Annotated in this window: 17 protein-coding genes and 1 pseudogene; 2 read left to right on the top strand and 16 right to left on the bottom strand. The window is 71.5% G+C overall.

The window, feature by feature from the left end:
- Positions 1 to 4 precede the first annotated feature (4 nt).
- Positions 5 to 1,468, top strand: a complete 1,464-nt coding sequence (locus miv_RS08755; RefSeq protein ID WP_207182309.1) for an MDR family MFS transporter — start codon at positions 5 to 7, stop codon at positions 1,466 to 1,468.
- Positions 1,469 to 1,483: 15 nt separating this feature from the next.
- Here miv_RS08755 and miv_RS08750 read toward each other — a convergent pair whose 3' ends face one another.
- The 16 genes and pseudogenes from miv_RS08750 to miv_RS08675 form a co-directional block, all read right to left on the bottom strand.
- Complete coding sequence (locus miv_RS08750) at positions 1,484 to 2,320, bottom strand: response regulator (protein ID WP_125901047.1); 837 nt, start codon at positions 2,318 to 2,320, stop codon at positions 1,484 to 1,486.
- Positions 2,321 to 2,481: 161 nt separating this feature from the next.
- Positions 2,482 to 3,453 (bottom strand): tyrosine recombinase XerC, encoded by a 972-nt coding sequence (locus tag miv_RS08745; protein WP_048427884.1) that lies wholly within the window; start codon positions 3,451 to 3,453, stop codon positions 2,482 to 2,484.
- A gap of 80 nt (positions 3,454 to 3,533) precedes the next feature.
- Entirely contained in the window at positions 3,534 to 4,412 is an 879-nt protein-coding gene (locus miv_RS08740) for an aldose 1-epimerase family protein (RefSeq protein ID WP_207182308.1), read from the bottom strand.
- Between the two features lie 60 nt (positions 4,413 to 4,472).
- On the bottom strand, positions 4,473 to 6,149 hold the full coding sequence (locus tag miv_RS08735) for a DEAD/DEAH box helicase (protein ID WP_207182307.1): 1,677 nt from the start codon (positions 6,147 to 6,149) through the stop codon (positions 4,473 to 4,475).
- Positions 6,150 to 6,581: 432 nt separating this feature from the next.
- Positions 6,582 to 10,442 (bottom strand): ATP-binding protein, encoded by a 3,861-nt coding sequence (locus miv_RS08730; RefSeq protein WP_207182306.1) that lies wholly within the window; start codon positions 10,440 to 10,442, stop codon positions 6,582 to 6,584.
- A gap of 118 nt (positions 10,443 to 10,560) precedes the next feature.
- On the bottom strand, positions 10,561 to 11,103 hold the full coding sequence (locus miv_RS08725) for a gluconokinase (protein WP_058618486.1): 543 nt from the start codon (positions 11,101 to 11,103) through the stop codon (positions 10,561 to 10,563).
- A 250-nt stretch (positions 11,104 to 11,353) separates the two neighbouring features.
- The gene (gene lpdA / locus miv_RS08720) at positions 11,354 to 12,757 is read right to left on the bottom strand and encodes a dihydrolipoyl dehydrogenase (protein ID WP_048427889.1); all 1,404 of its coding nucleotides are present in this window, start codon (positions 12,755 to 12,757) and stop codon (positions 11,354 to 11,356) included.
- Positions 12,758 to 12,831: 74 nt separating this feature from the next.
- On the bottom strand, positions 12,832 to 13,578 hold the full coding sequence (locus miv_RS08715) for an SDR family oxidoreductase (protein ID WP_058618485.1): 747 nt from the start codon (positions 13,576 to 13,578) through the stop codon (positions 12,832 to 12,834).
- A 297-nt stretch (positions 13,579 to 13,875) separates the two neighbouring features.
- Positions 13,876 to 15,162 (bottom strand): 2-oxoglutarate dehydrogenase complex dihydrolipoyllysine-residue succinyltransferase, encoded by a 1,287-nt coding sequence (gene odhB / locus miv_RS08710; RefSeq protein WP_048427891.1) that lies wholly within the window; start codon positions 15,160 to 15,162, stop codon positions 13,876 to 13,878.
- Between the two features lie 96 nt (positions 15,163 to 15,258).
- A complete protein-coding gene (locus miv_RS08705) occupies positions 15,259 to 18,213 on the bottom strand; it encodes a 2-oxoglutarate dehydrogenase E1 component (protein WP_048427892.1) in 2,955 nt (984 codons plus the stop codon).
- A 227-nt stretch (positions 18,214 to 18,440) separates the two neighbouring features.
- The gene (sucD, locus tag miv_RS08700; RefSeq protein ID WP_048427893.1) at positions 18,441 to 19,325 is read right to left on the bottom strand and encodes a succinate--CoA ligase subunit alpha; all 885 of its coding nucleotides are present in this window, start codon (positions 19,323 to 19,325) and stop codon (positions 18,441 to 18,443) included.
- Positions 19,326 to 19,479: 154 nt separating this feature from the next.
- Positions 19,480 to 20,676 carry an ADP-forming succinate--CoA ligase subunit beta gene (gene sucC, locus miv_RS08695; RefSeq protein ID WP_048427894.1) on the bottom strand — a complete coding sequence of 399 codons (1,197 nt, stop codon included), beginning with the start codon at positions 20,674 to 20,676 and terminating at the stop codon, positions 19,480 to 19,482.
- Positions 20,677 to 20,757: 81 nt separating this feature from the next.
- A complete protein-coding gene (gene mdh, locus miv_RS08690; RefSeq protein ID WP_048452823.1) occupies positions 20,758 to 21,720 on the bottom strand; it encodes a malate dehydrogenase in 963 nt (320 codons plus the stop codon).
- Between the two features lie 250 nt (positions 21,721 to 21,970).
- A pseudogene (locus tag miv_RS08685) lies at positions 21,971 to 22,671 on the bottom strand (TetR/AcrR family transcriptional regulator).
- A 146-nt stretch (positions 22,672 to 22,817) separates the two neighbouring features.
- Positions 22,818 to 23,378: a DUF533 domain-containing protein gene (locus miv_RS08680; RefSeq protein ID WP_048427896.1), complete on the bottom strand. Its 561-nt coding sequence runs from the start codon at positions 23,376 to 23,378 to the stop codon at positions 22,818 to 22,820.
- Between the two features lie 67 nt (positions 23,379 to 23,445).
- Entirely contained in the window at positions 23,446 to 24,042 is a 597-nt protein-coding gene (locus tag miv_RS08675; protein WP_048427897.1) for a Uma2 family endonuclease, read from the bottom strand.
- Between the two features lie 208 nt (positions 24,043 to 24,250).
- On the opposite strand from miv_RS08675, the gene miv_RS08670 reads away from it, so the two are divergent.
- A complete protein-coding gene (locus tag miv_RS08670) occupies positions 24,251 to 26,017 on the top strand; it encodes an SLC13 family permease (RefSeq protein ID WP_207182305.1) in 1,767 nt (588 codons plus the stop codon).
- Positions 26,018 to 26,064 lie beyond the last annotated feature (47 nt).

Raw genomic sequence — 26,064 nt, 5'->3', positions numbered from 1 at the left:
CAGCATGACGCCCCCCCGGACGACGCGCCGTCCCCTCGTGATCGCCGCCGTGATGGCCGCGATGGCGATGGTGGCGATCGAGGCCACGATCGTCTCGACGGCGATGCCGGGGATCGTCGGCGAGCTCGGCGGGCTGTCGATCTACGCCTGGGTCTTCTCCGGTTTCCTGCTGACCCAGACCGCCGCCACGATCGTGTTCGGCAAGCTCGCCGACATCCACGGGCGCAAGCCCGTGCTGCTCGCCGGCATCGCGGTCTTCCTCGTCGCGTCCTTCCTGTGCGGCCTCGCCTGGTCGATGCCGGCGATGATCGCCTTCCGGCTGATCCAGGGCATCGGCGCGGGCGCGATCCAGCCGGTCTCGCTCACCATCGTGGGCGACCTCTACACCGCGCAGGAGCGCGGGCGGATCCAGGGCTTCCTCGCCAGCGTCTGGGCGGTCTCGGCGGTGGCCGGGCCGCTGGCGGGCGGCTTCATCATCGCGCACGCCTCCTGGTCGTGGATCTTCTGGATCAACCTGCCGGTCGGCGTCGTCGCCTCGGGCCTGTTCCTGGCCTTCCTGCACGAGGGCGAGCGGCGCGAGCGCCGACCGGTCGACGCGCCGGGCGCCGCCCTGTTCACGCTCACGGTCGCGGCCCTGATGGTCGGGCTGACCGAGGCCGGCGAGGGGCGCTGGTCGATCGTGGGCATCGCCGCCGGGATCGGCGTCGTGGCGGCCCTGCTGCTGGCCGTCCAGGAGCGCCGGGCGCCGGAGCCGGTCATCGCCGTCTCGCTCTGGCGCCGCCGGCCGATCGCCGCCGCCAACGGCGCCTCGCTGCTCGCCGGCATGGCCTTGATCGGGCTCACCACCTTCCTGCCGATGTACGTGCAGGGCGTGCTCGGCCAGACGCCGATCGTCGCCGGCATGGCGCTCACCGTGATGGTGCTCGGCTGGCCGATGGGCGCGACGCTGGCGGCGCGCAACCTGCACCGCTTCGGCCTGCGCCGCATCCTGATCTGCGGCAGTCTGCTCCTGCCGCTCGGCGCCGTCGCCTTCGTGACGCTGGAGCCCGGCAGCTCGCCGGTGCGGGCCGGCCTCGGCTCGCTGGTGATGGGCTTCGGCATGGGGCTCTTGAGCAACGCCGCCCTGATGCTGATCCAGGAGATCGTGCCCTGGACCCAGCGCGGCAGCGCCACCGCCTCGAACATCTTCTCGCGCAACCTCGGCAGCACGCTCGGCGCCACGGTGTTCGGCGCGGTGCTCAACCACGGCCTGGCGGCGGCGGGCGGTACCGTCACGGCCGACAGCCTGCAGCAGGCGCTGGCGGCGGGCGGCCTGCCGGGGGATGCCGAGACGGTCAGGCTGGTGCTGCAGCACGCCCTGCACCAGACCTTCTGGGCGGTGCTGCTGATCTCCGGGCTCGCCTTCGCCACCGCGCTCCTGGTGCCGCACGTCGCGCTCGGCCGCGCCCGCGAGGTCCCGGCGGAGTGACGCAGCCCAGGCGCCTCAGGCCATCCGGGAGGCGGGCTGGGCCGGCAGGGCCTCGGTGATGGCGTTGAGCAGGTAGGGCCGGCGCAGGCCCAGCACGTGGTAGAGCACCCGGTCGACGTCGCGGGCGAAGAACGGCTTTCTCAGCACGTAGTCGATGCCGAAATGGCGCGAGGCCTGCGCCATGGTGGCGGCGTCGCCCCCGGTCATCAGCACCAGCGGCGTCTCGGGCGCCACCTCGCGGATCTGGCAGGCGAGTTCGAGGCCGCCGCCGCCGCCGCGCAGGCCGAGATCGATGAGCGCAACGTCGCAGGCCGCCTGCCGGGCGAGCTTCAGCGCGTGCGGCGCGCTCTCGATCTCGTCGACGGTGAGGCGGAACCCGCAGGTCGCCAGGATGCGCCGCACCAGGGCCCGGCTCTGCGGGGCGCTGTCGACGAGGAGCAGGCGGGTCGGCTGCCGGCGCCGGGCATGGGCCTGGAGCAGGCCGGCGACGTGGCCCTCGTCGAGGGGCAGGCGCAGGAACTCGTGGGCGTCGAGGTGCTGGGCGACCTCGGTCCAGCGCGGGAAGATCTGCGAGGCGACCAGGATCAGGCAGGGCACGACGTAGCCCTGCGCCTTGAACCTGGCGACGGCCTCCGGGCCGGTCGCGTCCTCGAATTGCAGGCCGACGAAGGCGAGGACCGGACGATGCAGGAGGCAGAATTCGCAGGTCTCGCGGCTCGTCTCCGCCTCGATGATCCGCAGCGAGGGATCGTGCGCCCGGATCAGTTCCACCAGCCTGCCGCGCAGGGCGGGGTCGCGGTCGGCGACGAGGGCCGAGGCCGGTCCGCCGGCGCGGGCATCACTGTGGCTCACCGGCATCGTGCTTCGTCCGCGTGGATGAGGTCCGTCTCGGGGTGGCCCGGACCCGGAGTTTCTCCGGGGCTCGGGCTACCCTGAGGTTATACTCGTAAGGCCGAAAGCTTAGCGGCAGATTACGAGGCGTCCGTCCTCCGGCACCGCGCGACGCCGCCGCCTCACGAGGCGCGGGCCCGTGGATGGGCGGCATCGAACGCCTCGAGCAGGCGGGCGGCGTCGACCTTGGTATAGACCTGGGTCGTCGCCAGGGAGGCGTGGCCGAGCAGTTCCTGGATCGCCCGCAGGTCGCCCTGGCGGGCCAGCAGATGGGTGGCGAAGGAATGGCGCAGGGCGTGCGGGGTCGCGCTCTCGGGCAGGCCGAGCGCCCCCCGCATCGAGGCGACCGCGAGTTGCACGATGCGCGGCGAGAGCGGACCGCCCTTGACGCCGACGAAGAGCGGCCCTTCGGGCGGCAGGGCGTAGGGGCACAGGCGCAGATACTCCTCCACCGCGGCCTGGACCTGGGCGATCACCGGCACGCTGCGGGTCTTCTGGCCCTTGCCGACCACCGTCACGGAATCCGCGCCCGCGATCGGCGCATCGCGACGCGTCAGGCCGAGAGCCTCCGAGATGCGCAGGCCCGAGCCGTAGAGGAGCGCCAGCACGGCGGCGTCCCGGGCCAGCACCCAGGCCGGACGCTCGTCGCCGGCCCGGATGTCGGGGCTCGCCATCGCCACCGCGGCGGCGACGGGGAGCGGGCGGGGCAGGCGCCGCTCGACCTTGGGCGAGCGCACGGCGGCCAGCGCCGCGACGCTGCCATGCCCCTCCCGGTCGAGGTGGCGGGCGAACGAGCGCAGGCCCGCGAGCGCCCGCATCAGGCTGCGCCCGCCGACCCCCTCCTGGCGCCGCATCGCCATGAAGGCGCGCACGTCGCGCGGCTTCAGGCGGATCAGGGCCGGAATGTCGGGATTGGCGCCCTGGCGGACGAGATGGGCCAGGAACTGGCGCAGGTCGCGCCGGTAGGCCTCGACGGTGTTGGGCGACAGCCGCCGCTCCGAGACCAGTCCGTCGAGCCAGGCGATCGCCGCCGCCCGCACGTCGGGCGCGCCGGGCAGGAGCAGGTCGGCGGGCTCGGAGGTGGATTCGGTCATCGGGGCCGGGCTCCGCTCGCGGGGTCGAGCCCGCGAGTAGGCCCGATCCCGGTTGACGGCGGGTTGACGGGCGGGCCCGGTCAGGCCGGGGTGAAGCGCAGGGTCACGCCGTGGCGCGCGCTCGCCCCGGGGGCCAACAGGCGCTGCGAATCGCGCTCCGCCAGCTCGCCGGAAAAGCCCATCCAGTCGGCGTGGCCGGTCCAGCATTCGAGGGAGAGGAACGGCGCGGTCGGCTTCGTCCACACCGCCAGGTGGGGGAAGTCCTCGGCTTCGAGCGCGATGGCCGCCCCCGACGGGGCGGTGAAGCGCATCGTCCGGCTGCGGGCGTTCAGGAATACCAGCGCCTCGGTGAACAGCTCGGGATCGAGGGGCAGGGTGTCGCCGTCGAGGGGCAGCGCCCGCTCGGTGCGCACCAGAAGCCCGCCGGGCCCGACCTCCGGCACCGCCGGCCGCTCGGGCACGTCGAAGCGCACCGCGTAGCCGCCTGCGGCCGCGCGTTCGCCGCCGGCGAAGGGCCACGGAAAGGCCGGGTGGAAGCCGAGGCCGTAGGGCAGCGGATCGGAGCCGGGATTGTGGACCTCGCACGCGAAGGCGAGCGCGCCGTCGGTCAGCGTGGCGGTGATGTCGAGCCGGAAGGCGAACGGGTAGTGCGTCCGGGATTCCGGGGTATCGGCGAGGCGCAGCGTGACGCTGTCCTCGGCCTGCGTCACCACGCCGAAGCGGCTGTCGCGGGCAAAGCCGTGCTGGGCCATCGGATAGGCGCGGCCCGCGACCGTGACGGCGCCCCCGGCCGAGGCGCCGACGACCGGGAAGAGCCAGGGTGCGTGCCGGTTCCAGTGCGCCGGATCGCCCCCCCACAGGTACTCGGTGCCCCCCACCCGCCAGGAGACCGGCTCGGCGCCGGTGAGGGCGAGGCGGGCCATGGTGTCGCGGTGGCGGATCTCGACGGTGTCGGTCATCGGGGCCTCGTATCTGACGAGACCCCTGTTACCGGCTCGATGCCGATCCGGGAATGGCCGTCAGCCGCGCCGGGCGGTGTTGCGCCGGGGCTGGCGCGGGCGCGGCGGGACATCGGCCTCGCCGCCCGCCAGGGCCTCGACCTGGAGGTCGGCCGGGCCGGTGCGCGGGAAGGTGTGGGCGAAGCGCTCGGCGGCGCCGCCACGGACCTCGAACTTGGTCTCGCGGTCGAAGATGCGGATCGCGCCGATCTCCTCGCGGGTCACGTCGCCGCGGCGGCACAGCATCGGCAGCAGGCGGCGCGGGTCGGCGTTGTCGCGCCGGCCGACATTGAGGCGGAACCACACGCTCGACCCGAACGGCGCCCGCGGCCCGTCCCGCGTCGTCGTCTCGCGCCTGGCCGCCGCGGTGCCGCGGCCGGTGGCGAAGCCCGGATCGGTGACCTCCTCCGGCGAGGGCATGCGGGCGCGGTAGGCCCGCACCAGGGCGGCGGCGATGTCCTCGGCCGAGCGCTGCGCGAGCAGCGACTGGGCCATGGCGCGGTCCTCGTCGCTGACCTCGTCGGTGACCAGCGGGTCCTGAAGCAGGCGCTCGTGGTCGAGGGCGCGGATCTCGTCGGCCGGCGGCGGGCCGGACCAGACCGGCACGACGTTCGCCCGCACCATCAGCTCCTCGGCCCGGCGGCGGCGGGACGGCGGCACCAGCAGCACGCTGATGCCCTTGCGCCCGGCCCGGCCGGTGCGGCCGGAGCGGTGCTGCATCACCTCCGCGTCGTTGGGCAGCTCGGCGTGGATGACGAGGCCCAGGCCCGGCAGGTCGATGCCGCGGGCGGCGACGTCGGTGGCGACGCAGACCCGGGCGCGGCCGTCGCGCAGGGCCTGGAGGGCGGCGTTGCGCTCGCCCTGGCCGAGCTCGCCCGAGAGCGCCACGGCCTGGAAGCCGCGCTCGGTCAGCACCGCCTGGAGGTGGCGCACCGAGTTGCGGGTGTTGCAGAAGACGATCGCGGTCCGCGCCTCGATCTGGCGCAGGGTGTTGACGACGACGAGCTCGGTCTCCCGCGGCAGGATGCGGAAGGCGCGGTACTCGATGTCGGCATGCGCCTTGGTCTCGCCGGCGACCGCGATGCGCATCGCGTCGCGCTGGTAGGCCTCGGCGAGCGCCACGATGGCCTTCGGCAGGGTGGCGGAGAACAGCAGCGTGCGCCGCTCGGCCGGGGTGGCGCCGAGGATGAATTCCAGGTCCTCGCGGAAGCCGAGATCGAGCATCTCGTCGGCCTCGTCGAGCACCGCGGCGCGCAGCGCCGACGGGTCGAGGTTGCGACGCTCGAGGTGGTCGCGCAGGCGGCCCGGGGTGCCGACCACGATGTGGACGCCGTCGGCGAGCCAGCGGCTCTCGCGCCGCGGGTCCATGCCGCCGACGCAGGAGACGACGCGGGCGCCGGCCGGGCCGTAGAGCCAGGACAGTTCGCGATGGACCTGGAGCGCGAGCTCGCGGGTCGGCGCGATCACCAGCGCGAGCGGGGCGCCGGGCGCGGGCAGCATCTCGGCATCGCCCAGCAGCGTCCGGGCGAGCGCGAGGCCGTAGGCGACGGTCTTGCCGGAGCCGGTCTGGGCCGAGACGACGAGGTCGCGGCCTTCCGTCTCGGGCTCGAGGACGGCGGCCTGGACCGGCGTCGGGTCTTCGTAGCCGCGGTCGGCGAGGGCCTTGGCGAGGGGGGCGGGCAGGGCAGGAAACGGCACGTGGATTCGATCCCGGGTAGAGGCGACGCGCGGGGATCGAATCGGCTCCGGAGGCGCCAGGCTTGGTAGCACATGGCCTCGACAGAGGGCCGGCCGCGGCTTGCGGCGGGCGCTCGCGGCGCGCGGGGAATCCCTACGGTCTTTTCGTGGAGGAGCGAGCTGTTACAGGGGTTCGGGTCCGAGGTCCACCCCGGGGGCCTTGCCGGCGCGCCATCGCATGGCTGAGACGGCGTCCGGCGCATGGGTGGCGAGGCATCGGGCGACGGCGGGCGGGACGGACCGGCCTCGTCGATCGCGCAGTCCAAGAAGAGGCACGAAATCCCCCGCCCCTCCCCCCATACGGGAGGGGGATCCTACGCCTCCTCGCCGGAACTCTACGGAATCCTCGGTGGATCGCGCGGCGCGCCTTCGCCCGTGCCACCGACGAGAGTCTCACCCCTCGATCATCGCCCGGATGCGCTGGGCCAGGAGGTCGATCGGGAAGGGCTTGGTGATCATCTGCATGCCCGGCGCCAGGAACCCCGCCATGGCGGCGTTCTCGGCGTAGCCGGTGATGAACAGCACCTTGAGGTCGGGGCGGTGCTCGCGGGCGGCATCGGCGAGCTGGCGGCCGTTGAGGCCCGGCAGCCCGACATCGGTGACGAGCAGATCGACCCGGGCGGCCGCCTGCAGGGCTGCGAGGCCGGCCGGCCCGTCCTCGGCCTCGAGCGCCCGGTAGCCGAGGTCGCGCAGCACGTCGACGATGAGGCTGCGCACCGCCGGTTCGTCCTCCACCACCAGCACGGTCTCGCCGCTGCCGGCGAGCGGGGGCGCGGCCGAGTCCCGGGACGGGGCCTCGTCCTCGGCGGGCGGGCCGGCCCGGAGGGGGTGGTCCTCACGGAGGCGAGGATCATGGCGCGGCAGGAAGAGTGCCACGGTGGTGCCGCGGCCGACCTCCGAGGCGATGACCGCGTGGCCGCCGGACTGGCGGGCGAAGCCGTAGATCATCGACAGGCCGAGACCCGTGCCCTGGCCGATGGGCTTCGTCGTGAAGAACGGGTCGAAGGCGCGGCGCACCACCTCGGGCGGCATGCCGGTGCCGGTATCGGTCACGGCGAGGCGGATGTAGGGGCCCGGCTCCATGCCGGCATGGGCCGCCGCGAAGATGCCGTCGAGCTCGACGTTGCGGGTGTCGATGGCGAGCCGCCCGCCTTCGGGCATCGCGTCGCGGGCGTTGATCGCGAGGTTGAGGAGCGCGCTCTCGAGCTGGTTGGCGTCGCACAGCGCCGGCCACAGCCCGTCGGCGAGGCGGGTCTCGAGGGTGACGGTCTCGCCGAGCGTCCGGCGGATCAGGTCTTCCAGGGAGACGACCAGGGCGTTGGCATCCACCGGGCGCGGATCGAGGGGCTGGCGCCGGGCGAAAGCCAGCAGCCGGTGGGTCAGCGCGGCGGCACGCTGGGCCGAGGCGAGCGCGGTGGCGATGTAGCGCTCGGCGACGTCGGTGCGCCCCTGCGCCAGCCGGGTCGAGAGCAGGTCGAGGGAGCCGACGATGCCGGTGAGCAGATTGTTGAAGTCGTGGGCGATGCCCCCCGTCAGCTGGCCCACCGCCTCCATCTTCTGGGCCTGGCGGAAGGCATCCTCCAGTTCGCGCTGCTCGGTGACGTCGCGCCCGACGGCGTGGAGGTGCTCCTCGCCCGGCGCCGCGGTCCAGGACAGGGTACGGTAGGAGCCGTCGGCGTGGCGGTAGCGGTTCTCGAACAGCCGCGTCGTCTGCCCGCTTTCCAAGCGTTGCGCCTCCGCGGCGGTGCGCGCCCGGTCCTCGGGATGGACGAGATCGAGGAAGGAGCGACCGACCACCGCCTCGGCCTCCCAGCCGAGCACCGTGCGCCACGCCGGGTTGACGGCGGTGACGGTGCCGTCGAAGCGCGCGACGAGCATCACGTCCTTCGACAGGCGCCACATCCGGTCGCGCTCGCGGGTGCGCTCGGCGACCTCGGCCTCCAGGGTCTCGTTGACCCGCCGCAGGGCGTCCGCGGCCTCGCGCCGGACCCGGGCGAGGCGCAGGTTGGTCTCGACCCGGGCCAGCAGCTCGCGGGACGAGAACGGCTTGACGAGGTAGTCGTCGGCCCCCGCGCCCAGGCCCTCGATCCGCGCCTCCTCGCCGGCCCGGGCCGAGAGCAGAATCACCGGGATGCCCCGCAAACCCGGATCGGCCCGGAGTGCGGCGAGCAGCCCGAACCCGTCGAGGCCCGGCATCATCACGTCGGAGAGAACGAGATCGGGCGCGTGGCGGCGGGCCGCGCTCAGCGCCGCGTGCCCGTCGCCCACCGCCTCGACCGCATGGCCGGCATCCCCGAGGAGGCGCCGGACATAGGCGCGCATGTCGGTGTTGTCGTCGGCGAGCAGCACCCGGCCGGTCAGGCCGGGCACGGCCGGGCGCGGGGCCGCATCGAGATCGGGTCCGGTCTCGTCACCGAGCCAGCGCGTCGCCTCCTCCACGAAGACGTGCGAGCGGGTGGCGGTCGAGGCGGCGACCCGGACGGCCCGCACCCGGTCCGGCGGGAGATGGGCGGAGCCGAGCGGCAGGCTCACCGTGAAGGTGCTGCCCTCCCCCGGACGGCTCTCGACCCCGACCGTGCCACCATGCAGCCGGACGAGCTCCTGCACCAGGGCGAGGCCGATGCCGGACCCCTCGACGCTGCGCCCCTGTGCGCCCTCGACCCGGTGGAACCGCTCGAACAGCCGCGGCAGCTCGGTCTCCGGGATGCCGAGGCCGGTATCTGCCACGGTCAGCAGAGCCCGCCCGCCCTCCGCCCGCAGCCGCACGGCGATGCGGCCTTGAAGCGTGAACTTGAAGGCGTTGGAGACGAGGTTGAGGACGACCTTCTCCCACATCTCCGGGTCGACGAAGGCCGGCTCGGCCGCGGGCGGCCCCGGCAGGTCCGGGCAATCGACGTCGAGGACGAGGCCGGCCTTGTCGGTGGCCGAGCGGAAGCTCGAGGCGAGGTCCGCGGTCAGCCGGGCGAGGTCGAGGGGCTCGAAGGCGGCCTGGGCGCGGCCGGCCTCGATGCGCGAGAAGTCGAGGAGCGCGTTGACGAGCTTGAGGAGACGCTGGCCGTTGCGGTGGGCCAGCGCCACCAGCCGGCGGGTGTCCGGGTCGAGGGTCGCGGGCGCGGAATCCAGGACCTCGCTCAGCGGCCCGAGCATCAGGGTGAGCGGCGTGCGGAACTCGTGGCTGACGTTGGAGAAGAACTCGGTCTTCTGCCGGTCGAGCGCGGCGAAGGCCTCGGCGCGCCGCCGCTCGGCCTCGTAGGCGGTGGCGGTGGCGAGCCCCGTGGCGATCTGGCCGACGAACAGCGCGAGGAAGCCGCGATAGGCCTCGTCGAGGGGCCGGCAGGGGTTGAGCCCGGCGAGGAACACCCCGGCCGGGCGGCTCTGCCCCTGCCGGGCGATGGGCAGCACCAGGGCGTGGGTCGGGGCCCGGTTCCAGGAACCGGCCGGCCAGCCGGCGAAGAGGGGACCGAGCGCGGCGACCGGCACCGGTTCCCCGCCGGTGCGATCGAGGAGCGCCAGCGCCGCCTCCGCGGCTTCGTCGGCCCGCGCGACCGCCGGATGCTCCGGCCCGAGGCCCATCCGGGCGAGGAGGGCCGGCCCCGACGTCCCGTCGCCGGCGAGATAGGCGAGAGCCACCGGCAGGTCGCGGGTGACCTCGCCCGTCCCGTCGTCTCCCAGGCAGCCGGAGGCGACGGCGCCGACCTGCGGCACGGTGCGGGCCGCCGCCATGCCGGCGCCGAGATCGCGCAGGGCACGCAGGCGCCGCTCGCCGATGACGCGCTCGGTCTCCTCGGAGACGACGCAGAGCATGCCGGTGACGGCGCCGGAATCGTCGGCAAGCGGACTGTACGAGAAGGTGTGATAGCTTTCCTCGGTGAAGCCGCGCCGTTCGAGGAACAGCAGCAGGTCCTCGTCCCAGGTCGCCTGGCCGGTGCTCAGCACCTGGGCGATGCGGGGTCCGATATCGGGCCAGATCTCGGCCCAGACCACGTCCGATCGTGCGCCGAGGGCCCAGGCTTCCTTGACGCCGAGGGTGGGCTTGTAGGCGTCGTTGCAGAAGAAGGTCAGTTCCGGGCCCCACGCCATCCACATGGCGAAGCGGGAGCCGAGCATGATCCGCACCGCCGTGGTCAGCGAGGGCGGCCAGCCCGAGACCGGCCCGAGCGGGGTCGCCGCCCAGTCGCGGGCGCGCAGGCGCGCGCCCATCTCGCCCCCGCCGGGGAAAGGTGTGTCGTGCGAGGGGTCCGCATTACCGGGCATGGGTATTGTCCAGCATGCCCTGGCGATGGCACGGGCACCCCGCACTGTCAAAAACCAGACGTGAAGGAATCCTGATCCCGATTGCTCGATGATAAGATTTCCGCTCGAATTCTTTCGGTCAGGCGCCCGGCGTCGGGCCTCTCAGGGTCCCGACGATCTCGGCGACGATCGCCTGCGGGGTGGCACCGACCGAGACCACCAGGGGGTTCTCGTCGGGCCCCGGCTCTTCGAGCGTGCGGAACTGGCTGTCGAGCAGGCTCGTGGGCATGAAGTGGCCGTGGCGGGCGGCCATGCGCCGGCCGATCAGCTCCCGGTCGCCCTTGAGGTAGACGAGGCGCACATCCGGCCGTCCGCCCACCAGCACGTCGCGATAGGCCCGCTTGAGGCCCGAGCAGGTCACGACCCCGTGCCGCCCTTCCGCCCGAACCTTGTCGATCCAGGCCGCGATCGCGGCGAGCCAGGGCCAGCGGTCCTCGTCGGTGAGCGGCGAGCCGGACTGCATCTTCTCGACATTGGCGGCGGGGTGGAAATCGTCCCCGTCCTCGAACTCCCAGCCGAGCCGGCCGGCGAGCAGGCTCGCCACCGTGGTCTTGCCGGAGCCGGAGACGCCCATCACCACGACGACGGACGGGGAAGTCGCGTGTCTTGCCGCATCGTCCATCGTGGCGTGTCCTCCGGCTTTTCTTTGGTAGTCTGGAACAGACGATACCGATCCTGCCGCCCAACCCTCCCCCCTTTGCGGGGGAGGGCGGCCCCTGCGTCAGCAGGGGCCGGGAGAGGGGCGGCGCGACGATGCAGGATGTGGCGTCCTTCATCGCGGTCGCGACCTCTCCGGAAGCGGCGTCCCCTCTCCCGCCCCACTCCGTGGGGCACCCTCCCCCGCAGAGGGGGGAGGGGTATAGCCGTCGCGCTCACATGTGCAGCGCGCGCTTCTCCACCGCCAGCGCGGCTTCCTTCACCGCCTCGGTCAGGGTCGGATGGGCGTGGCAGGTGCGGGCGATGTCCTCGGACGAAGCACCGAACTCCATCGCCACCGCGACCTCCATGATGAGGTTGCCGGCATCGGGCCCGACGATGTGGACGCCGAGCACCCGGTCGGTCGACGCGTCGGCCAGCACCTTCACGAAGCCGTCGGTGGTGTGGTTCACCTTGGCGCGACCGTTGGCGGTGAACGGGAACTTGCCGATGTTGTAGGCGATCCCGTCCTTCTTCAGCTCCTCCTCGGACTTGCCGACCGAGGCGACCTCCGGCGTGGTGTAGACCACGTTCGGGATCACGCCGTAATTCACGTGGCCGGCCTTGCCGGCCAGGATCTCCGCCACCGCGACGCCCTCGTCCTCGGCCTTGTGGGCGAGCATCGGGCCGGCGATCACGTCGCCGATGGCGTAGATGCCGGTGACGTTGGTGGCGTAGCGGTCGTCGGTCTGGATCCGGCCCTTGTTGTCGAGCTGGACGCCGACCGTGTCGAGGCCGAGGCCCGCGGTGTAGGGCGTCCGGCCGATGGCGACGAGCACGACGTCGGCCTCCAGCACCTCCGCGGCGCCGCCCGCGGCCGGCTCGACCGTGACCTTGGCGCCCTCACCGGTGCGCTCGACGCCGGTGACCTTCTGCGACAGGCGGAACGTGATGCCCTGCTTGGCGAGGATGCGCTGGAACTGCTTGCCGACCTCGCCGTCCATGCCCGGCAGGATCCGGTCGAGATACTCGACGACGGTCACCTCGGCGCCCAGACGCCGCCAGACCGAGCCGAGTTCGAGGCCGATGACGCCGGCGCCGATGACGACGAGCTTGCCCGGGACCTTGGTCAGGTCGAGGGCGCCGGTCGAGGAGACCACGACCTCCTCGTCGATGGTGACGCCCGGCAGGTTGGCGACATCCGAGCCCGTCGCGATCACGACGTTCTTGGCCTCGAGGATCTGGTTGCCGCCGTCCTCCGACTTGACCTCGACCCGGCCGGCGCCGGCGAGCCGACCGGTGCCCTGGAAGGCGTCGATGCCGTTCTTCTTGAGCAGGAACGCGACGCCCTTGGTGTTGCCGTCGACGCCGTCCTGCTTGAACGCCATCATCTTGGCCAGGTCGAGCTTCGGCTCGCCGACGGTGATGCCCAGCACCGGGAAGTGCTTGGTCGCCTCCTCGAACGCCTCGGAGGCGTGCAGCAGGGCCTTCGAGGGGATGCAGCCGACATTGAGGCAGGTGCCGCCATGGGCCGGGCGCTTCTCGACCACGGCGGTCTTCAGGCCGAGCTGGGCGGCGCGCAGGGCGCAGACGTAGCCGCCGGGGCCGGTGCCGATGACGACGAGATCGTAGGAGGGCATGCGGAACTCGCGAGGTTGGGAGCGGCCGGCCGAAGGAGCGCCGCCGCTGCGATGATGGGCAGGTGGAAGGACGGCTAGCGGCCGCCCGAGATCGTCAGGGTCGCGCCGGTAGCGTAGGAGGCCTCGTCGGAGAGGAGCCACAGCACCGCCGCGGCGATCTCGTCGGCGGTGCCGGCGCGCTTCATCGGCACCGTGGGACCGAGCCGCGCCAGCCGGTCGGGCTGGCCGCCGCTGGCATGGATCTCGGTCTCGATCAGGCCGGGGGCCACGCCGTTCACGCGGATGCCCTCACCGGCGACCTCGCCGGCGAGGCCCGTGGTGAGGGTGTCGATGGCCCCCTTCGAGGCCGCGTAGTCGACGTACTGGTTCGGTGCGCCGAGGCGCGCCGCGACCGACGAGACGTTGACGATGACGCCGCCCTGCCCGCCGTGGCGGGTCGACATCCGCCGCACCGCCTCACCGGCGCACAGGAACGGGCCGATGACGTTGGTGGTCATCATGCGGTCCAGGCGCGCGAAGGTCATCTCCTCGACCCGGGCCGCGTGGTCGACGACGCCCGCATTGTTGACGAGGCCGCCGAGCGGACCCAGGCCGTCGGCCGCCTGGAACAGGGCCGGGATGTCGGCCTCGACCGCGACGTCGCTGCGGACGGCGAGCGCCGTCCCGCCCGCCGCTTCGATCTCCCGCACCAGGGACTCGGCGGCGTCCTTGGCGGCGACGTAGGAGAAGCAGACGCGCCAACCGGCCCGCGCGGCGCGCAAGGCAACGGCGCGACCGATGCCGCGGCTGCCGCCGGTGACCACCAGGACCTTGTCCGTCATAGCCGTGCTCCCTGATGACGAGAGACTTCCACCCTCGGACGGGCAGGCTGTCCGCGGAACTTCACGGGGAAGAAAAAGGCGCGGGATCCCCTCTCCCGTGTGGGAGAGGGGTAGGGGTGAGGGTGACACGCTTCAGTCTGAATCACCGAGCGTGGTGCTGGCAGCGGGACGGTTGGAGTTTTACTCAGAACCGTAGCACCCTCACCCCTACCCCTCTCCCACACGGGAGAGGGGATCCCGCGCCCTGATCTTATCCCGGCGTGGCCTCTCCCAGGGGGAGAGGCCGTTTGTCTTGCCTCAGAGGTCGAGCACGAGGCGCGCCGGGTCCTCCAGGGCCTCCTTGACCCGCACCAGGAAGGTCACGGCCTCCTTCCCGTCGACGATCCGGTGATCGTAGGACAGGGCGAGGTACATCATCGGCCGCGCCTCGATCTTGCCGTTGCGCACGACCGGGCGCTCCTCGATGCGGTGCATGCCGAGGATGCCCGATTGCGGCGCGTTGAGGATCGGGGTCGACATCAGCGAGCCGTAGATGCCGCCGTTGGTGATCGTGAACGTGCCGCCCTGCATGTCCTCGATCGACAGCTTGCCGTCGCGGGCCTTGCGGCCGAAGCCGGTGATGGCCTTCTCGATGCCCGAGATCGACAGCTGGTCGGCGTCGCGCACCACCGGCACGACGAGGCCCTTGTCGGTGCCCACCGCGATGCCGACGTGGTAGTAGTTCTTGTAGACGATGTCCTGGCCGTCGATCTCGGCGTTCACCGCCGGCACGTCCTTCAGGGCGCCGATCACCGCCTTGGTGAAGAAGCCCATGAAGCCGAGCTTGGCGCCGTGCTTCTTCTCGAACACGTCCTTGTATTGCTGGCGCAGGGCCATCACCGCGCCCATGTCGACGTCGTTGAACGTCGTCAGCATCGCGGCGGTGTTCTGCGCGTCCTTGAGGCGCCGGGCGATGGTCTGGCGCAGCTTGGTCATGCGCACCCGCTCCTCGCGGGAGGCATCGTCCGGGGCGGACGGGGCGCGGGCCATCTGCGGGGCCGCCGGGGCGGGCGCGGAGGCGCCCGACGAGATCGCCGAGAGCATGTCGCCCTTGGTGACGCGGCCGTCCTTGCCGCTGCCCTTCACCGACGACGGATCGACGCCGGATTCCTGGGCGAGACGCGCGACGGCCGGGCCGTTGTCGCCGGCCGAATGACCCTTCGGAGCGGCGTCGCCGTGGCTGCCGTAGGAGGCGGAGGACGACTTGGCGGGCGCCTCGGCGGCGGCCTTCGGAGCCTCGGCCTTCGGAGCCTCGGCCTTGGGGGCTTCCGCCTTCGGAGCGGCCGCGCCGTTGCCGGCGGAGGCGCCGCCCTCGACGATCGAGCCGAGGAGCGCGCCGGGCTCGACCGTCTCGCCGTCCTTGGCGACGATCTCGCCGAGCTGGCCGGCAGCCGGGGCGTTGACCTCGAGGGTGACCTTGTCGGTCTCGAGCTCGACCAGCGGCTCGTCGGCCTTCACGGTGTCGCCGGGCTTCTTGAACCAGCGGCCGATCGTGGCCTCGCTCACGGACTCGCCGAGCGTCGGGACGCGGATTTCGGTGGCCATGTCTTCCGTCAGGGTTGGGGCGGTGGGGATGCGCCCGGAAAAATTTTTAGGCGGCGCCCCTCGCGGGGCGCCGGCGACGTGGGAGGTAACCTCGGATCAGACCGCCAGGGCCTCGTTGAGGAAGGCCTGGAGCTGGTCGAGGTGCTTCGACATCAGGCCGACGGCGGTCGAGGCCGAGGCCGGACGGCCGACATAGCGCGGGCGCTTGGAGGCGGAGCCGGCCTGGTTGAGCACCCATTCGAGGTAGGGCTCGACGAAGGCCCACGAGCCCATGTTCTTGGGCTCCTCCTGGCACCACACCACCTCGGCGTTGCGGAAGCGCGAGATCTCGGTGGCGAGCGACTTCAGCGGGAACGGGTAGAGCTGCTCGACGCGCATCAGGTACACGTCGGAGATGCCGCGCTTCTCGCGCTCCTCGAACAGGTCGTAATAGACCTTGCCCGAGCAGAGCACCACGCGCCGGACCTTGTCGTCCTTCGACAGCTTCACGCCGTCCTGCGCCTTCTCGGCGTCGTCCCACAGCACGCGGTGGAAGGTCGAGCCCTCGGCGATGTCCGAGAGGGCCGAGACCGCCCGCTTGTGGCGCAGGAGCGACTTCGGGGTCATCAGCACCAGCGGCTTGCGGAAGTCCCGCTTCAGCTGGCGACGCAGGATGTGGAAGTAGTTCGAGGGCGTCGTGCAGTTGGCGACCTGCATGTTGTCCTCGGCGCACATCTGGAGATAGCGCTCCAGGCGGGCCGAGGAATGCTCCGGGCCCTGGCCCTCGTAGCCGTGGGGCAGGAGCATCACCAGGCCCGACATGCGCAGCCACTTGCGCTCGCCGGACGAGATGAACTGGTCGACCACGACCTGCGCGCCGTTGGCGAAGTCGCCGAACTGCGCCTCCCACAGCACCAGGGAGTTCGGCTCGGCGAGCGAGTAGCCGTACTCGAAGCCGAGCACCGCCTCCTCCGAGAGCATCGAGTTGATGACCTCGTAGCGGCTCTGGCCGTCCTTGATGTGGTTGAGGGGCGTGTAGCGCTCCTCGTTCTCCTGGTCGATCACCACCGAGTGGCGCTGCGAGAAGGTGCCGCGCTCGACGTCCTGGCCCGACAGGCGGACCCGGTGGCCCTCCGTGAGGAGCGAGCCGAAGGCCAGCGCCTCGGCGGTAGCCCAGTCCAGGCCCTCGCCGGTCTCGATCGCCTTGGCGCGGTTGTCGAGGAAGCGCCGGATGGTGCGGTGCAGGTGGAAGTCCTGCGGCACGGTGGTGATGGCCGTCCCGATCTCCCGCAGGGTATCGGCCGGCACGCCGGTGCGGCCGCGGCGCGGGTCGTCCTCGTCCTCGCGCACCGCCTTCAGGCCCGACCAGCGACCATCCAGCCAGTCGGCCTTGTTGGCCTTGTAGGCGGTGGCGATGTCGAACTCGCTGTCGAGAGTGGCGCGGAACTCGGCCTTGCGGTCCTCCAGCTCCTTCTCGCTCACCACGCCGCTCTCGGTCAGCTTCTTGCCGTAGGTCTCGAGCGTCGAGGGGTGCTTGCGGATGATCTGGTACATCTTCGGCTGGGTGAACGCGGGCTCGTCGCCCTCGTTGTGGCCGAAGCGGCGGTAGCAGAGCATGTCGATCACGACAGGCTTGTGGAACTTCTGCCGGTACTCGGTGGCGATCTTGGCCGCGAAGGTGACGGCCTCGGGGTCGTCGCCGTTGCAGTGGAAGATCGGAGCCTCGACCATCTTCGCCACGTCGGACGGGTAGGGCGAGGAGCGCGAGAAGCGCGGATCGGTGGTGAAGCCGATCTGGTTGTTGATGATGAAGTGGATCGAGCCGCCGGTGCGGTGGCCCTTCAGGCCCGACAGGCCGAAGCACTCCGCCACCACGCCCTGGCCGGCGAAGGCGGCGTCGCCGTGGATGAGGAGCGGCAACACGGTGGTGCGCTGCTCGTCGCCGGTCTGGTCCTGCTTGGCGCGCACCTTGCCGAGCACCACCGGATCGACGATCTCGAGGTGCGACGGGTTGGCGGTCAGCGAGAGGTGGACGGTGTTGCCGTCGAAGGCCCGGTCGCTCGAAGCGCCGAGGTGGTACTTCACGTCACCCGAGCCCTCGACCTCGGCCGGCGACGACGAGCCGCCCTTGAACTCGTGGAAGATCGCCCGGAAGGGCTTCGACATCACGTTGGCGAGCACGTTGAGGCGGCCGCGATGGGCCATGCCCAGCACGATGTCGGTGACGCCGAGCGCGCCGCCGCGCTTGATGATCTGCTCGAGCGCCGGGACCATCGCCTCCGAGCCGTCGAGGCCGAAGCGCTTGGTGCCGGTGTACTTCAGGTCCAAGAACTTCTCGAAGCCCTCGGCCTCGATCATCTTGTTGAGGATCGCCCGCCGGCCCTGCTCGGTGAACGAGATCTCCTTGTCCTTGCCCTCGATGCGCTCCTGGATCCAGGCCTTCTCCTCCGGATCGGAGATGTGCATGAACTCGACGCCGAGCGTCTGGCAGTAGGTCCGCTCCAGGATCGCGACGATCTCCCGGATGGTGCCGAATTCGAGGCCGAGCACGTTGTCGAGGAAGATCGGGCGGTCCCAATCGGATTCGGCGAAGCCGTAATGCTGCGGATGCAGCTCCTCGTGGTCGCCGCGCGGCTGGAGGCCCAGTGGATCGAGCTTGGCATGCAGGTGGCCGCGCATGCGGTAGGCGCGGATCAGCATGATCGCGCGGACCGAATCCTTGGTGGCCTGCTGCACGTCGGCCGGCGAGACGGGCTGGCCCTTGGCCTCCTGCTTCGCCTTGATCTTCTCGCCGACCGCCTTCTCGACCTGGGCCCAGTTGCCGTCGAGCGCCGAGACGATCTCGCCGTTGGCGGCGAGCGGCCAGTTCGGCTTGGTCCAGGACGCGCCTTCCGCGTTCTTGACCACGATCGCGCTCTCCTCCTTGAGACCGGAGAAGAAGCTGCGCCACTCGGGATCGACCGCGTTGGGATCCCGGGTGTAGGTCGCGTAGAGCTCCTCGATGTAGTCGGCGTTGCCTCCGTAGAGGAACGAGGTTCCGAGGAGGGCGTCGTTCGCGTCCTGGCGTGCCATGGCGATCTGTCTATCCGCGCTGGTCGATCAATGCGCCGGCTTCTCGGACCCAGTTGGGGCGGGAGAATGGCATTCCATCGACGGTGGAGGCGCCCGGGTTGTCCGGGCGCCAGGATGTCTTACGCACTCAAGAGAGTTGACGTTTGCTTGCGATGTGGGTGCGGAACCGTGATTCCGCACGCCACGCCTGCCATGCGCGTGGCGAAGGGCGAGGGTCCGACGGGCAATCAGCCCTTCAGGACCTCGACCAGGGTCTTGCCGAGGCGGGCCGGCGACGGCGAGACGCGGATGCCGGCCTCCTCCATCGCGGCGATCTTGTCCTCGGCGCCGCCCTTGCCGCCCGAGATGATCGCGCCGGCGTGCCCCATGCGGCGGCCGGGAGGGGCGGTACGGCCGGCGATGAAGCCGACCATCGGCTTCTTGCGGCCGCGCTTGGCCTCATCCTTGATGAACTGCGCCGCCTCTTCCTCGGCCGAGCCGCCGATCTCGCCGATCATCACGATCGACTCGGTCTTGTCGTCGGCGAGGAACAGTTCCAGCATGGCGATGAACTCGGTGCCCTTGACCGGGTCGCCGCCGATGCCGACCGCGGTGGTCTGGCCGAGGCCCTCGTTGGTGGTCTGGAACACCGCCTCGTAGGTCAGGGTGCCGGAGCGCGACACGATGCCGACCGAGCCCGGACGGAAGATGTTGGCCGGCATGATGCCGATCTTCGACTCGCCGGCCGTCACGATGCCGGGGCAGTTCGGGCCGATGAGGCGCGACTTCGAGCCTTCGAGCGAGCGCTTGACGCGCACCATGTCGAGGACCGGGATGCCCTCGGTGATGCAGACGATCAGCGGGATCTCGGCGTCGATCGCCTCGCAGATCGCGTCGGCGGCGCCCGGCGGCGGCACGTAGACCACCGAGGCGTCGGCGCCGGTGGCGTGGCGGGCTTCCTTCACGGTGTCGAACACCGGCAGGCCGAGATGGGTCGCGCCGCCCTTCCCCGGCGAGGTGCCGCCGACCATCTTGGTGCCGTAGGCGATCGCCTGCTCGGAGTGGAAGGTCCCGTTCTTGCCGGTGAAGCCCTGGCAGATGACCTTGGTGTTCTTGTCGATGAGGATGGACACGTGCGATCTCCGGAGATCTGCATTCGGGGATGGGCGGTGCGGCTCAAGGCGACCGAGCGCGGTGCACCGCCTCTGAGAAAGCTGCGCTGACGGGGAACCCGGTCGCCCGGGCTCCGCTCACGAGAAGGGCACCCGCGCGGGCGCCCCGCCCTCCTCAGCCCTTGCGGACCGCCGCGACGATCTTCTGGGCGGCGTCGTCGAGGTCGTCGGCCGGGATCACGTTGAGGCCCGAGGAGCGGATGATCTCCTTGCCCTTCTCGACGTTGGTGCCCTCGAGGCGCACCACCAGCGGGACCTGCAGGCCCACCGCCTTGACGGCCGCGATCACCCCGTTGGCGATCACGTCGCACTTCATGATGCCGCCGAAGATGTTGACGAGGATGCCCTTCACGTTCGGGTCGGCGGTGATGATCTTGAAGGCCGCGGTGACCTTCTCCTCCGAGGCGCCGCCGCCGACATCGAGGAAGTTCGCCGGCTCCTCGCCGTAGAGCTTGATGATGTCGAGGGTCGCCATGGCCAGACCCGCGCCGTTCACCATGCAGCCGATGGTGCCATCGAGCGCGATGTAGGCCAGGTCGTACTTCGAGGCCTCGATCTCCTTCTCGTCCTCCTCGGTGATGTCGCGCAGCTGCACGATCTCCGGGTGGCGGTAGAGGCTGTTCGAATCGAACGAGATCTTGGCGTCCAGGCACTTCAGGTGCCCGTCCGTGGTGACGATGAGCGGGTTGATCTCCAGCATGCTCATGTCCTTGGCGGTGAACGCCCGGTAGAGCTTGGTGGTCAGATCCTCCGCCTCCTTGGCGAGCGGGCCGGTCAGCCCGAGCGCCTTGGCGACCGCGCGGCCGTGGTGGGGCAGCACGCCGGTGGCCGGGTCGACCGAGAAGGTGATGATCTTCTCGGGCGTGTCGTGGGCGACCTGCTCGATGTCCATGCCGCCCTCGGTCGAGACCACGAAGGCGACCTTGCCGGTCTCGCGGTCGACGAGCATCGACAGGTAGAACTCAGTCTCGATGTCCGAGCCGTCCTCGATGTAGAGGCGGTTGACCTGCTTGCCGGCCTCGCCGGTCTGCACCGTCACGAGGGTGCGGCCGAGCATCTGCTCGGAGAAGGCCTTGACCTCCTCGACCGACTTGGCGAGGCGCACGCCGCCCTTCTCGCCGGCCTCGGCCTCCTTGAACTTGCCCTTGCCGCGCCCGCCGGCGTGGATCTGGGACTTCACGACCCAGAGCGGGCCGCCGAGCTCCTTGGCGGCGGCCTCGGCCTCGGAGGCCTTGAAGATGGCGCGGCCGTTCGAGACCGGCAGGCCGAACTCCTTGAGGACGGCCTTGGCTTGATACTCGTGGATGTTCATGGGGCGACAAGCTTTCTGAAAGTCAGGCGGGGCGTGCGTGCAGAGGCGGCGCAGGGTTCCCCCGCGCCGCCGGTCGGGCGGTTACGCCAGCGCGCCGTTGATGCCCTTGCAGGCCTCGACCAGGCCCTTCACGGAATTGACCGACTTCTCGAACATCGCCTTCTCCTCCCCGGAGAACTCGACCTCGACGATGCGCTCGACGCCGTTCTCGCCGATCACGATCGGCACGCCGATGAACAGGCCGTCGACGCCGTACTGGCCGGTGAGGTGGGCCGCGCAGGGCAGGACCCGCTTCTTGTCCTTGAGGTAGCTCTCGGCCATCGCGATGGCGGAGGCCGCCGGCGCGTAGAAGGCCGAGCCGGTCTTGAGCAGGTTGACGATCTCGCCGCCCCCTTTACGGGTCCGCTCGACCATGGCGTCGAGCTTCTCCTGGGTGGTCCAGCCCATCTTCACGAGGTCGGGCAGCGGCACGCCGGCCACCGTCGAGTAGCGCACCAGCGGCACCATATCGTCGCCGTGGCCGCCGAGCACGAAGGCGGTGACGTCCTCGACCGAGACCTGGAACTCCTCGGCCAGGAAGTGGCGGAAGCGGGCCGAGTCGAGCACGCCGGCCATGCCGACGATCTTCTTCGGGTCGAGGCCGGAGAACTTCTGGAGCGCCCACACCATCGCGTCGAGCGGGTTGGTGATGCAGATCACGAAGGCGTTCGGGGCATGGGTCTTGATGCCGGTGCCGACCGCTTCCATCACCTTCAGGTTGATGCCGATCAGGTCGTCGCGGCTCATGCCGGGCTTGCGCGGCACGCCGGCGGTGACGATCACCACGTCGGCCCCGGCGATGGCGCTGTAATCGCTCGCGCCCGAGTACTTGGCGTCGAAGCCGTCGACCGGGGCCGACTCGGCGATGTCGAGGCCCTTGCCCTGCGGCACGCCGTCGGCGATGTCGAACAGCACGACGTCGCCCAGCTCCTTGAGGCCGGCGAGGTGCGCGAGCGTGCCGCCGATCTGTCCAGCGCCGATGAGCGCGATCTTCTTGCGTGCCATGTCAGAACCGATCCTTCGCGGTGTGATGGAACCGTCGTGGGCCGGGGTCCGCTCGCGAGGAGCCCGCGCCGGCGGGTGCCTCTTTGGCGAAAAAAGCCGGAGCCGACAACCCGAGGGCCCGGCGCAGGGCCCGCAGCCACGGCCGCGATGACGCCTGCAGCGCGTCACACGATGCGGATTCGCGTTTTTTTGCAATGCGATACGACGGCGTCCGGGCGATCGTTACATTCCGGCCGCTTTGTCAGCGCGTCTAGAGCGTGCCGAGGCGCAGGATGCGCAGCATCGCCCGGATGATCGCCCCGAGGCGGGCTTCGATCAGGTCCCGGGGCACCTCGGCGTCGAGCTGGATCGAGACCGGGTGCAGGAAGCGGTGGCTGGTGTCGAAGATGAAGGCGATGCCGCGCTCGCGGTCGCGCAGCGAGAAGGTGCCGGCATTCATCCCCTCCTCGATCACCCGCTCGACGAGCTGGCGCAGGCGGCCACGGTGGCGCCGGGCGATCGGCCGGGACTCGACGGTGGCGTCGCGGTGGACGGCGAAGAGGTGCGGATCGCGCGCCAGCACCTCGCGCTGCATCGAGGCGAGCGCCAGCAGCAGGCGTTCGAGCTTGTCGTCGGCGGGATCGGGCGCGTCCGCGATGGCGCCGAGCTCGGCCTCGACCTCCCGCAGCCAGCGGCCCGCCACCGCATCGACGAGGGCGGTCTTCGACGGGAAGTAGCGGTAGACGTTGGCATGCGTCATGCCCGCCTCGGCGGCGACCCCCACCACCGTGACCTGCCGGTGACCGAGCCGGCGCAGGTGGTCCGCCGCGATGGCGAGCAGCCGCGCATCGGCCGAGAGCGGCGCAGCACGGGACCGGGCCCCGAGCCCCGTCGAAGCGAGGCCGGTGGAGGCGAACCCCGAGGAAGCGAGGCCGGCGGCCGGCCCGGGGGAAAACGGCGCGTCCGTCGGATGCGGCTCGTCGCGGGGCTGGGCGCCGGGGCGGCTGCGGGGCATGGAACTCGGGAACGCTCGGGATCGGTTGGCGCGACGATTCCGACAGGTTAGCGCCCGGCCGCCCGCAGGAGAAGCCCCGCGCAACAGTCGTGAGGCCGCAGTATTATACCCGGTAGCGCCGGTGCAGGCTCGACACCACGTCCTCCGCCAGTCCCAGGCGCTCGGCCAGGTAGGCGAGATAGAGCTGGTTGACCCGGCGGCGCTGATCGACGGCGAGCAGCGAGGCGACGTAGGCGTAGGCGCCGAGATCGGCATCGAGGATCGCGTCGAGGAGGTCGCCGAGCGCCAGCGGCGCGGCGAGCGCCTTGTCGAGGCGCTGGCGCTCGGCCTCCGCGGCACTGATCCGGGCGAGCGCGTCGCGCACCGGGGCAGGGTCCTGCCGGCGCCCCTGCGCCAGGAACGCCGCCGCCATCGCCTGGATCACGAGGTCGCGCTGGGCCGGCTCCAGCACCCGGAGGTTGAGGGTGAGCGGCACCAGGGTCTGGTGGCGGTTCTGCAGGAAGGCGTGCAGCACCTTCTGGCCCAGCGCCTCGGTCACCACCGCGTCCGCCCGCCCCGCCCGCCGGTCGCGCCGCGAGGCCCGGGCCGGGGCGGTCCCCGGCTCCTCGACCTCCCCGGCCGGGTCGTCGCGCCCGAAGGCGCGGGTGAGGAAGGCGAAGCTCATGCGGGGCGGGTCCGTGACGGGCGGTCCCGCACCAACGTGCGGCGATGCGCCGGGCTCCGCGGCGGGATCAGCCGCCGACGATCGGGCGCAGGACCGGCACGTCGAAAGAGATCCGCCCGAGATCGATCGCGAAATCCACGGCCTCGAGCCGCAGGACGTCGTCCGGCGCGGTGAGGACGTCGCAGACCCAGCCATCCGCCTCGCGCCGGTAATGCTCCACCCGCATCTGGTCCTGGTAGGCAAGGACGATGTGCCGGAGCGTCGGCAACGACTTGTAGAAGGACAGCTTGGGCCCGCGATCGCGGTCCATGGTGCTCGGCGACAGCACCTCGACGATGACGAGCGGGTCGGTGACGAAGGTGCGGTTCTGGCGCGGTCCGCACCGCACGACGATGTCGGGCTTCGGCTTGTCCCGGCCGCGGCCGTCCTCGTCGCGCTGCACCCGCATCCCGCCCTGGTAGCTGCGGCAGCCGGCAGCATCCATGGCGAGCTTCAGCGGCGCGCCGATATTGCCGGCGATCTGCTCGTGGTTCTCCGTCGGGTTCGTCATCATGACGACCTCACCGTCGACCAGCTCCCAGTCGCTCTCGTCCCGCTGCGCATCGACGAAGCGGTCGAATTCGGAGACGGTGAGCCCGTGGTGGCGACGGACGCGGTCTTCCATGGCGCGCTCCCCTGTGGCGCTTCCCGGCTGCCCCCGGGAGCCTATCCGCTCGCGACGGGGGCGAGAAGGCACCGTCCCACGCAAACTCTTCGCCCCGCCGCCCTGGGCGCGGCCGCCCGCCACCCAATCTAGGGGGGCTCGATACCCCGCAGCAGGATCACCCACCCGGCATGACACGCCCCCGATCGTCCGACCGGCAGGCCGGCGCATGACCCTCGACCAGGGCCTCGCCTTCGGCCTCATCGGCGTCACCGTCCTGCTCTTCATCTGGGGCCGGCTGCCCTACGACCTCGTGGCGCTGCTCTCGCTGGTCGCCGGGGTGGCGCTGGGGCTGGTGCCGGCCTCCAAGGCCTTCGACGGCTTCGCCGACGACGTGGTGATCATCGTGGCGAGCGCGCTCGTCATCTCGTCGGCGGTGTCGCGCTCGGGCGTCGTCGAGAACGCGATGCGCCCGCTCCTGCCCTACCTGCGAAAGCCCAGCCGGCAGGTGCCGGCGCTGGCCGGCGCCGTGATGGGCCTGTCGGTCTTCACCAAGAACATCGGCGCGCTCGCGATCTTCATGCCGGTGGCGCTCCAGCTCGGGCGCAAGACCGGCACGCCGGCCTCGCTCCTTCTGATGCCGATGTCCTTCGCCTCGCTGATCGGCGGCCTCGTCACGCTCGTCGGCACCTCGACCAACATCATCGTCTCCAAGGTGCGGGCCGACATCACCGGCCAGCCCTTCGGCATGTTCGACTTCACGCCCGTCGGCCTGGGCCTCGCGGTGGCGGGCCTCGCCTTCCTGACGGTCGGCTACCGGCTGCTGCCGCGGGACCGGCGCCCGGCGGGCTCGCTCGCCGCCTCGTTCCGGATCGAGGCCTACACGACGGAAGCCTGCCTGCCCGAGGATTCTCCCCTCGTCGGCGCCACGGTGGGCGAGCTCGAGGCCTTGGGCGACGGCGACGTGACGGTGGCGACATTGATCCGCGAGCGCTTCCGCCGCTTCGTGCCGGGTCCGGACTGGCGGCTTGCCGCCGGCGACGTCCTGCTCCTCGACGGCGAGCCCGAGGATCTGGAGCGCCTGGTGGCGCGGGCCAAGCTCACGCTCGTCGGCACGCTGCCCGCCGGCGGCGAGGCGACGGTGATCGAGGCGGTGATCCCGGACGGCTCGGCCCTCGTCGGCACCACCGCGGCGGGGGCCGACCTCGCCGGGCGACACGGCACCACGCTTCTGGCGGTCAGCCGCTCCGGCGCGGCGATCACCCGGCGCATCGGCAGCGTGCGGCTGCGCGCCGGCGACGTGGTGGTGCTGCGCGCCGCCCCCGAGCGGCTCGGCGACATGCTGTCCGAGTTCGGCCTGCTGCCGCTCGCCGAGCGCAAGCTGGCGCTCGGCCACAGCCGCCGCAGCTACATCCCGATCGCGGTGCTGGCCGGCGCGATGGCGCTGATCGCGCTCCACGTCGTGCCGGTGGCGATGGCGTTCTTCGGCGCCGCCGTGCTGCTGCTGGTCCTGCGGGTCCTGACCATGCACGAGGCCTACGAGACGATCGAGTGGCCGGTGATCGTGCTGCTCGGCGCGCTCATCCCGGTCAGCGACGCGGTGCGCACCACCGGCGGCACCGACCTGATCGCCGGGGCCCTGTCGAACGTCATGCACACCGTGCCGCCGATGCTGGCGATCGGCCTCCTGCTGATCGCCGCGATGGCGGTGACGCCGTTCCTCAACAACGCCGCGACGGTGCTGGTGATGGGCCCGATCGGCGCCAGCCTCGCCCAGAAGCTCGGGCTCAACCCGGACCCGTTCCTGATGGCGGTGTCGGTGGGCGCGGCCTGCGACTTCCTCACCCCGATCGGCCACCAGTGCAACACCCTGGTGATGGGCCCGGGCGGCTACCGCTTCGGCGACTACGCCCGCCTCGGCCTGCCGCTCTCGATCATGGTGATCGTGGTCGGCACGCTGCTCATCAGCCTGTTCTGGCCGGTGGCGCCGCGCTGAGGCAGGGAGACGATCCTCGGGGCGGTCCCGCGCGGGATTGCCCGTAC

Source organism: Methylobacterium indicum, assembly GCF_017347565.1.
In the GTDB taxonomy this organism is placed as follows: Bacteria; Pseudomonadota; Alphaproteobacteria; order Rhizobiales; family Beijerinckiaceae; genus Methylobacterium; species Methylobacterium indicum.
The sequence above is the reverse complement of the archived record's forward strand: the minus strand, read 5'-3'. Positions and strand labels throughout refer to the sequence as shown.

Bases quoted from the DNA above. Each gene is read 5' to 3' on its own strand.
- miv_RS08730 (WP_207182306.1), bottom strand. From the start codon at position 10,442: ATGCCCGGTAATGCGGACCCCTCGCACGACACACCTTTCCCCGGCGGG.
- miv_RS08740 (WP_207182308.1), bottom strand. From the start codon at position 4,412: ATGACCGACACCGTCGAGATCCGCCACCGCGACACCATGGCCCGCCTC.
- miv_RS08745 (WP_048427884.1), bottom strand. From the start codon at position 3,453: ATGACCGAATCCACCTCCGAGCCCGCCGACCTGCTCCTGCCCGGCGCG.
- miv_RS08705 (WP_048427892.1), bottom strand. From the start codon at position 18,213: ATGGCACGCCAGGACGCGAACGACGCCCTCCTCGGAACCTCGTTCCTC.
- miv_RS08725 (WP_058618486.1), bottom strand. From the start codon at position 11,103: ATGGACGATGCGGCAAGACACGCGACTTCCCCGTCCGTCGTCGTGGTG.
- odhB (WP_048427891.1), bottom strand. From the start codon at position 15,162: ATGGCCACCGAAATCCGCGTCCCGACGCTCGGCGAGTCCGTGAGCGAG.
- sucC (WP_048427894.1), bottom strand. From the start codon at position 20,676: ATGAACATCCACGAGTATCAAGCCAAGGCCGTCCTCAAGGAGTTCGGC.
- miv_RS08675 (WP_048427897.1), bottom strand. From the start codon at position 24,042: ATGGAAGACCGCGTCCGTCGCCACCACGGGCTCACCGTCTCCGAATTC.
- miv_RS08670 (WP_207182305.1), top strand. From the start codon at position 24,251: ATGACCCTCGACCAGGGCCTCGCCTTCGGCCTCATCGGCGTCACCGTC.
- mdh (WP_048452823.1), bottom strand. From the start codon at position 21,720: ATGGCACGCAAGAAGATCGCGCTCATCGGCGCTGGACAGATCGGCGGC.
- miv_RS08680 (WP_048427896.1), bottom strand. From the start codon at position 23,378: ATGAGCTTCGCCTTCCTCACCCGCGCCTTCGGGCGCGACGACCCGGCC.
- lpdA (WP_048427889.1), bottom strand. From the start codon at position 12,757: ATGCCCTCCTACGATCTCGTCGTCATCGGCACCGGCCCCGGCGGCTAC.
- miv_RS08755 (WP_207182309.1), top strand. From the start codon at position 5: ATGACGCCCCCCCGGACGACGCGCCGTCCCCTCGTGATCGCCGCCGTG.
- miv_RS08715 (WP_058618485.1), bottom strand. From the start codon at position 13,578: ATGACGGACAAGGTCCTGGTGGTCACCGGCGGCAGCCGCGGCATCGGT.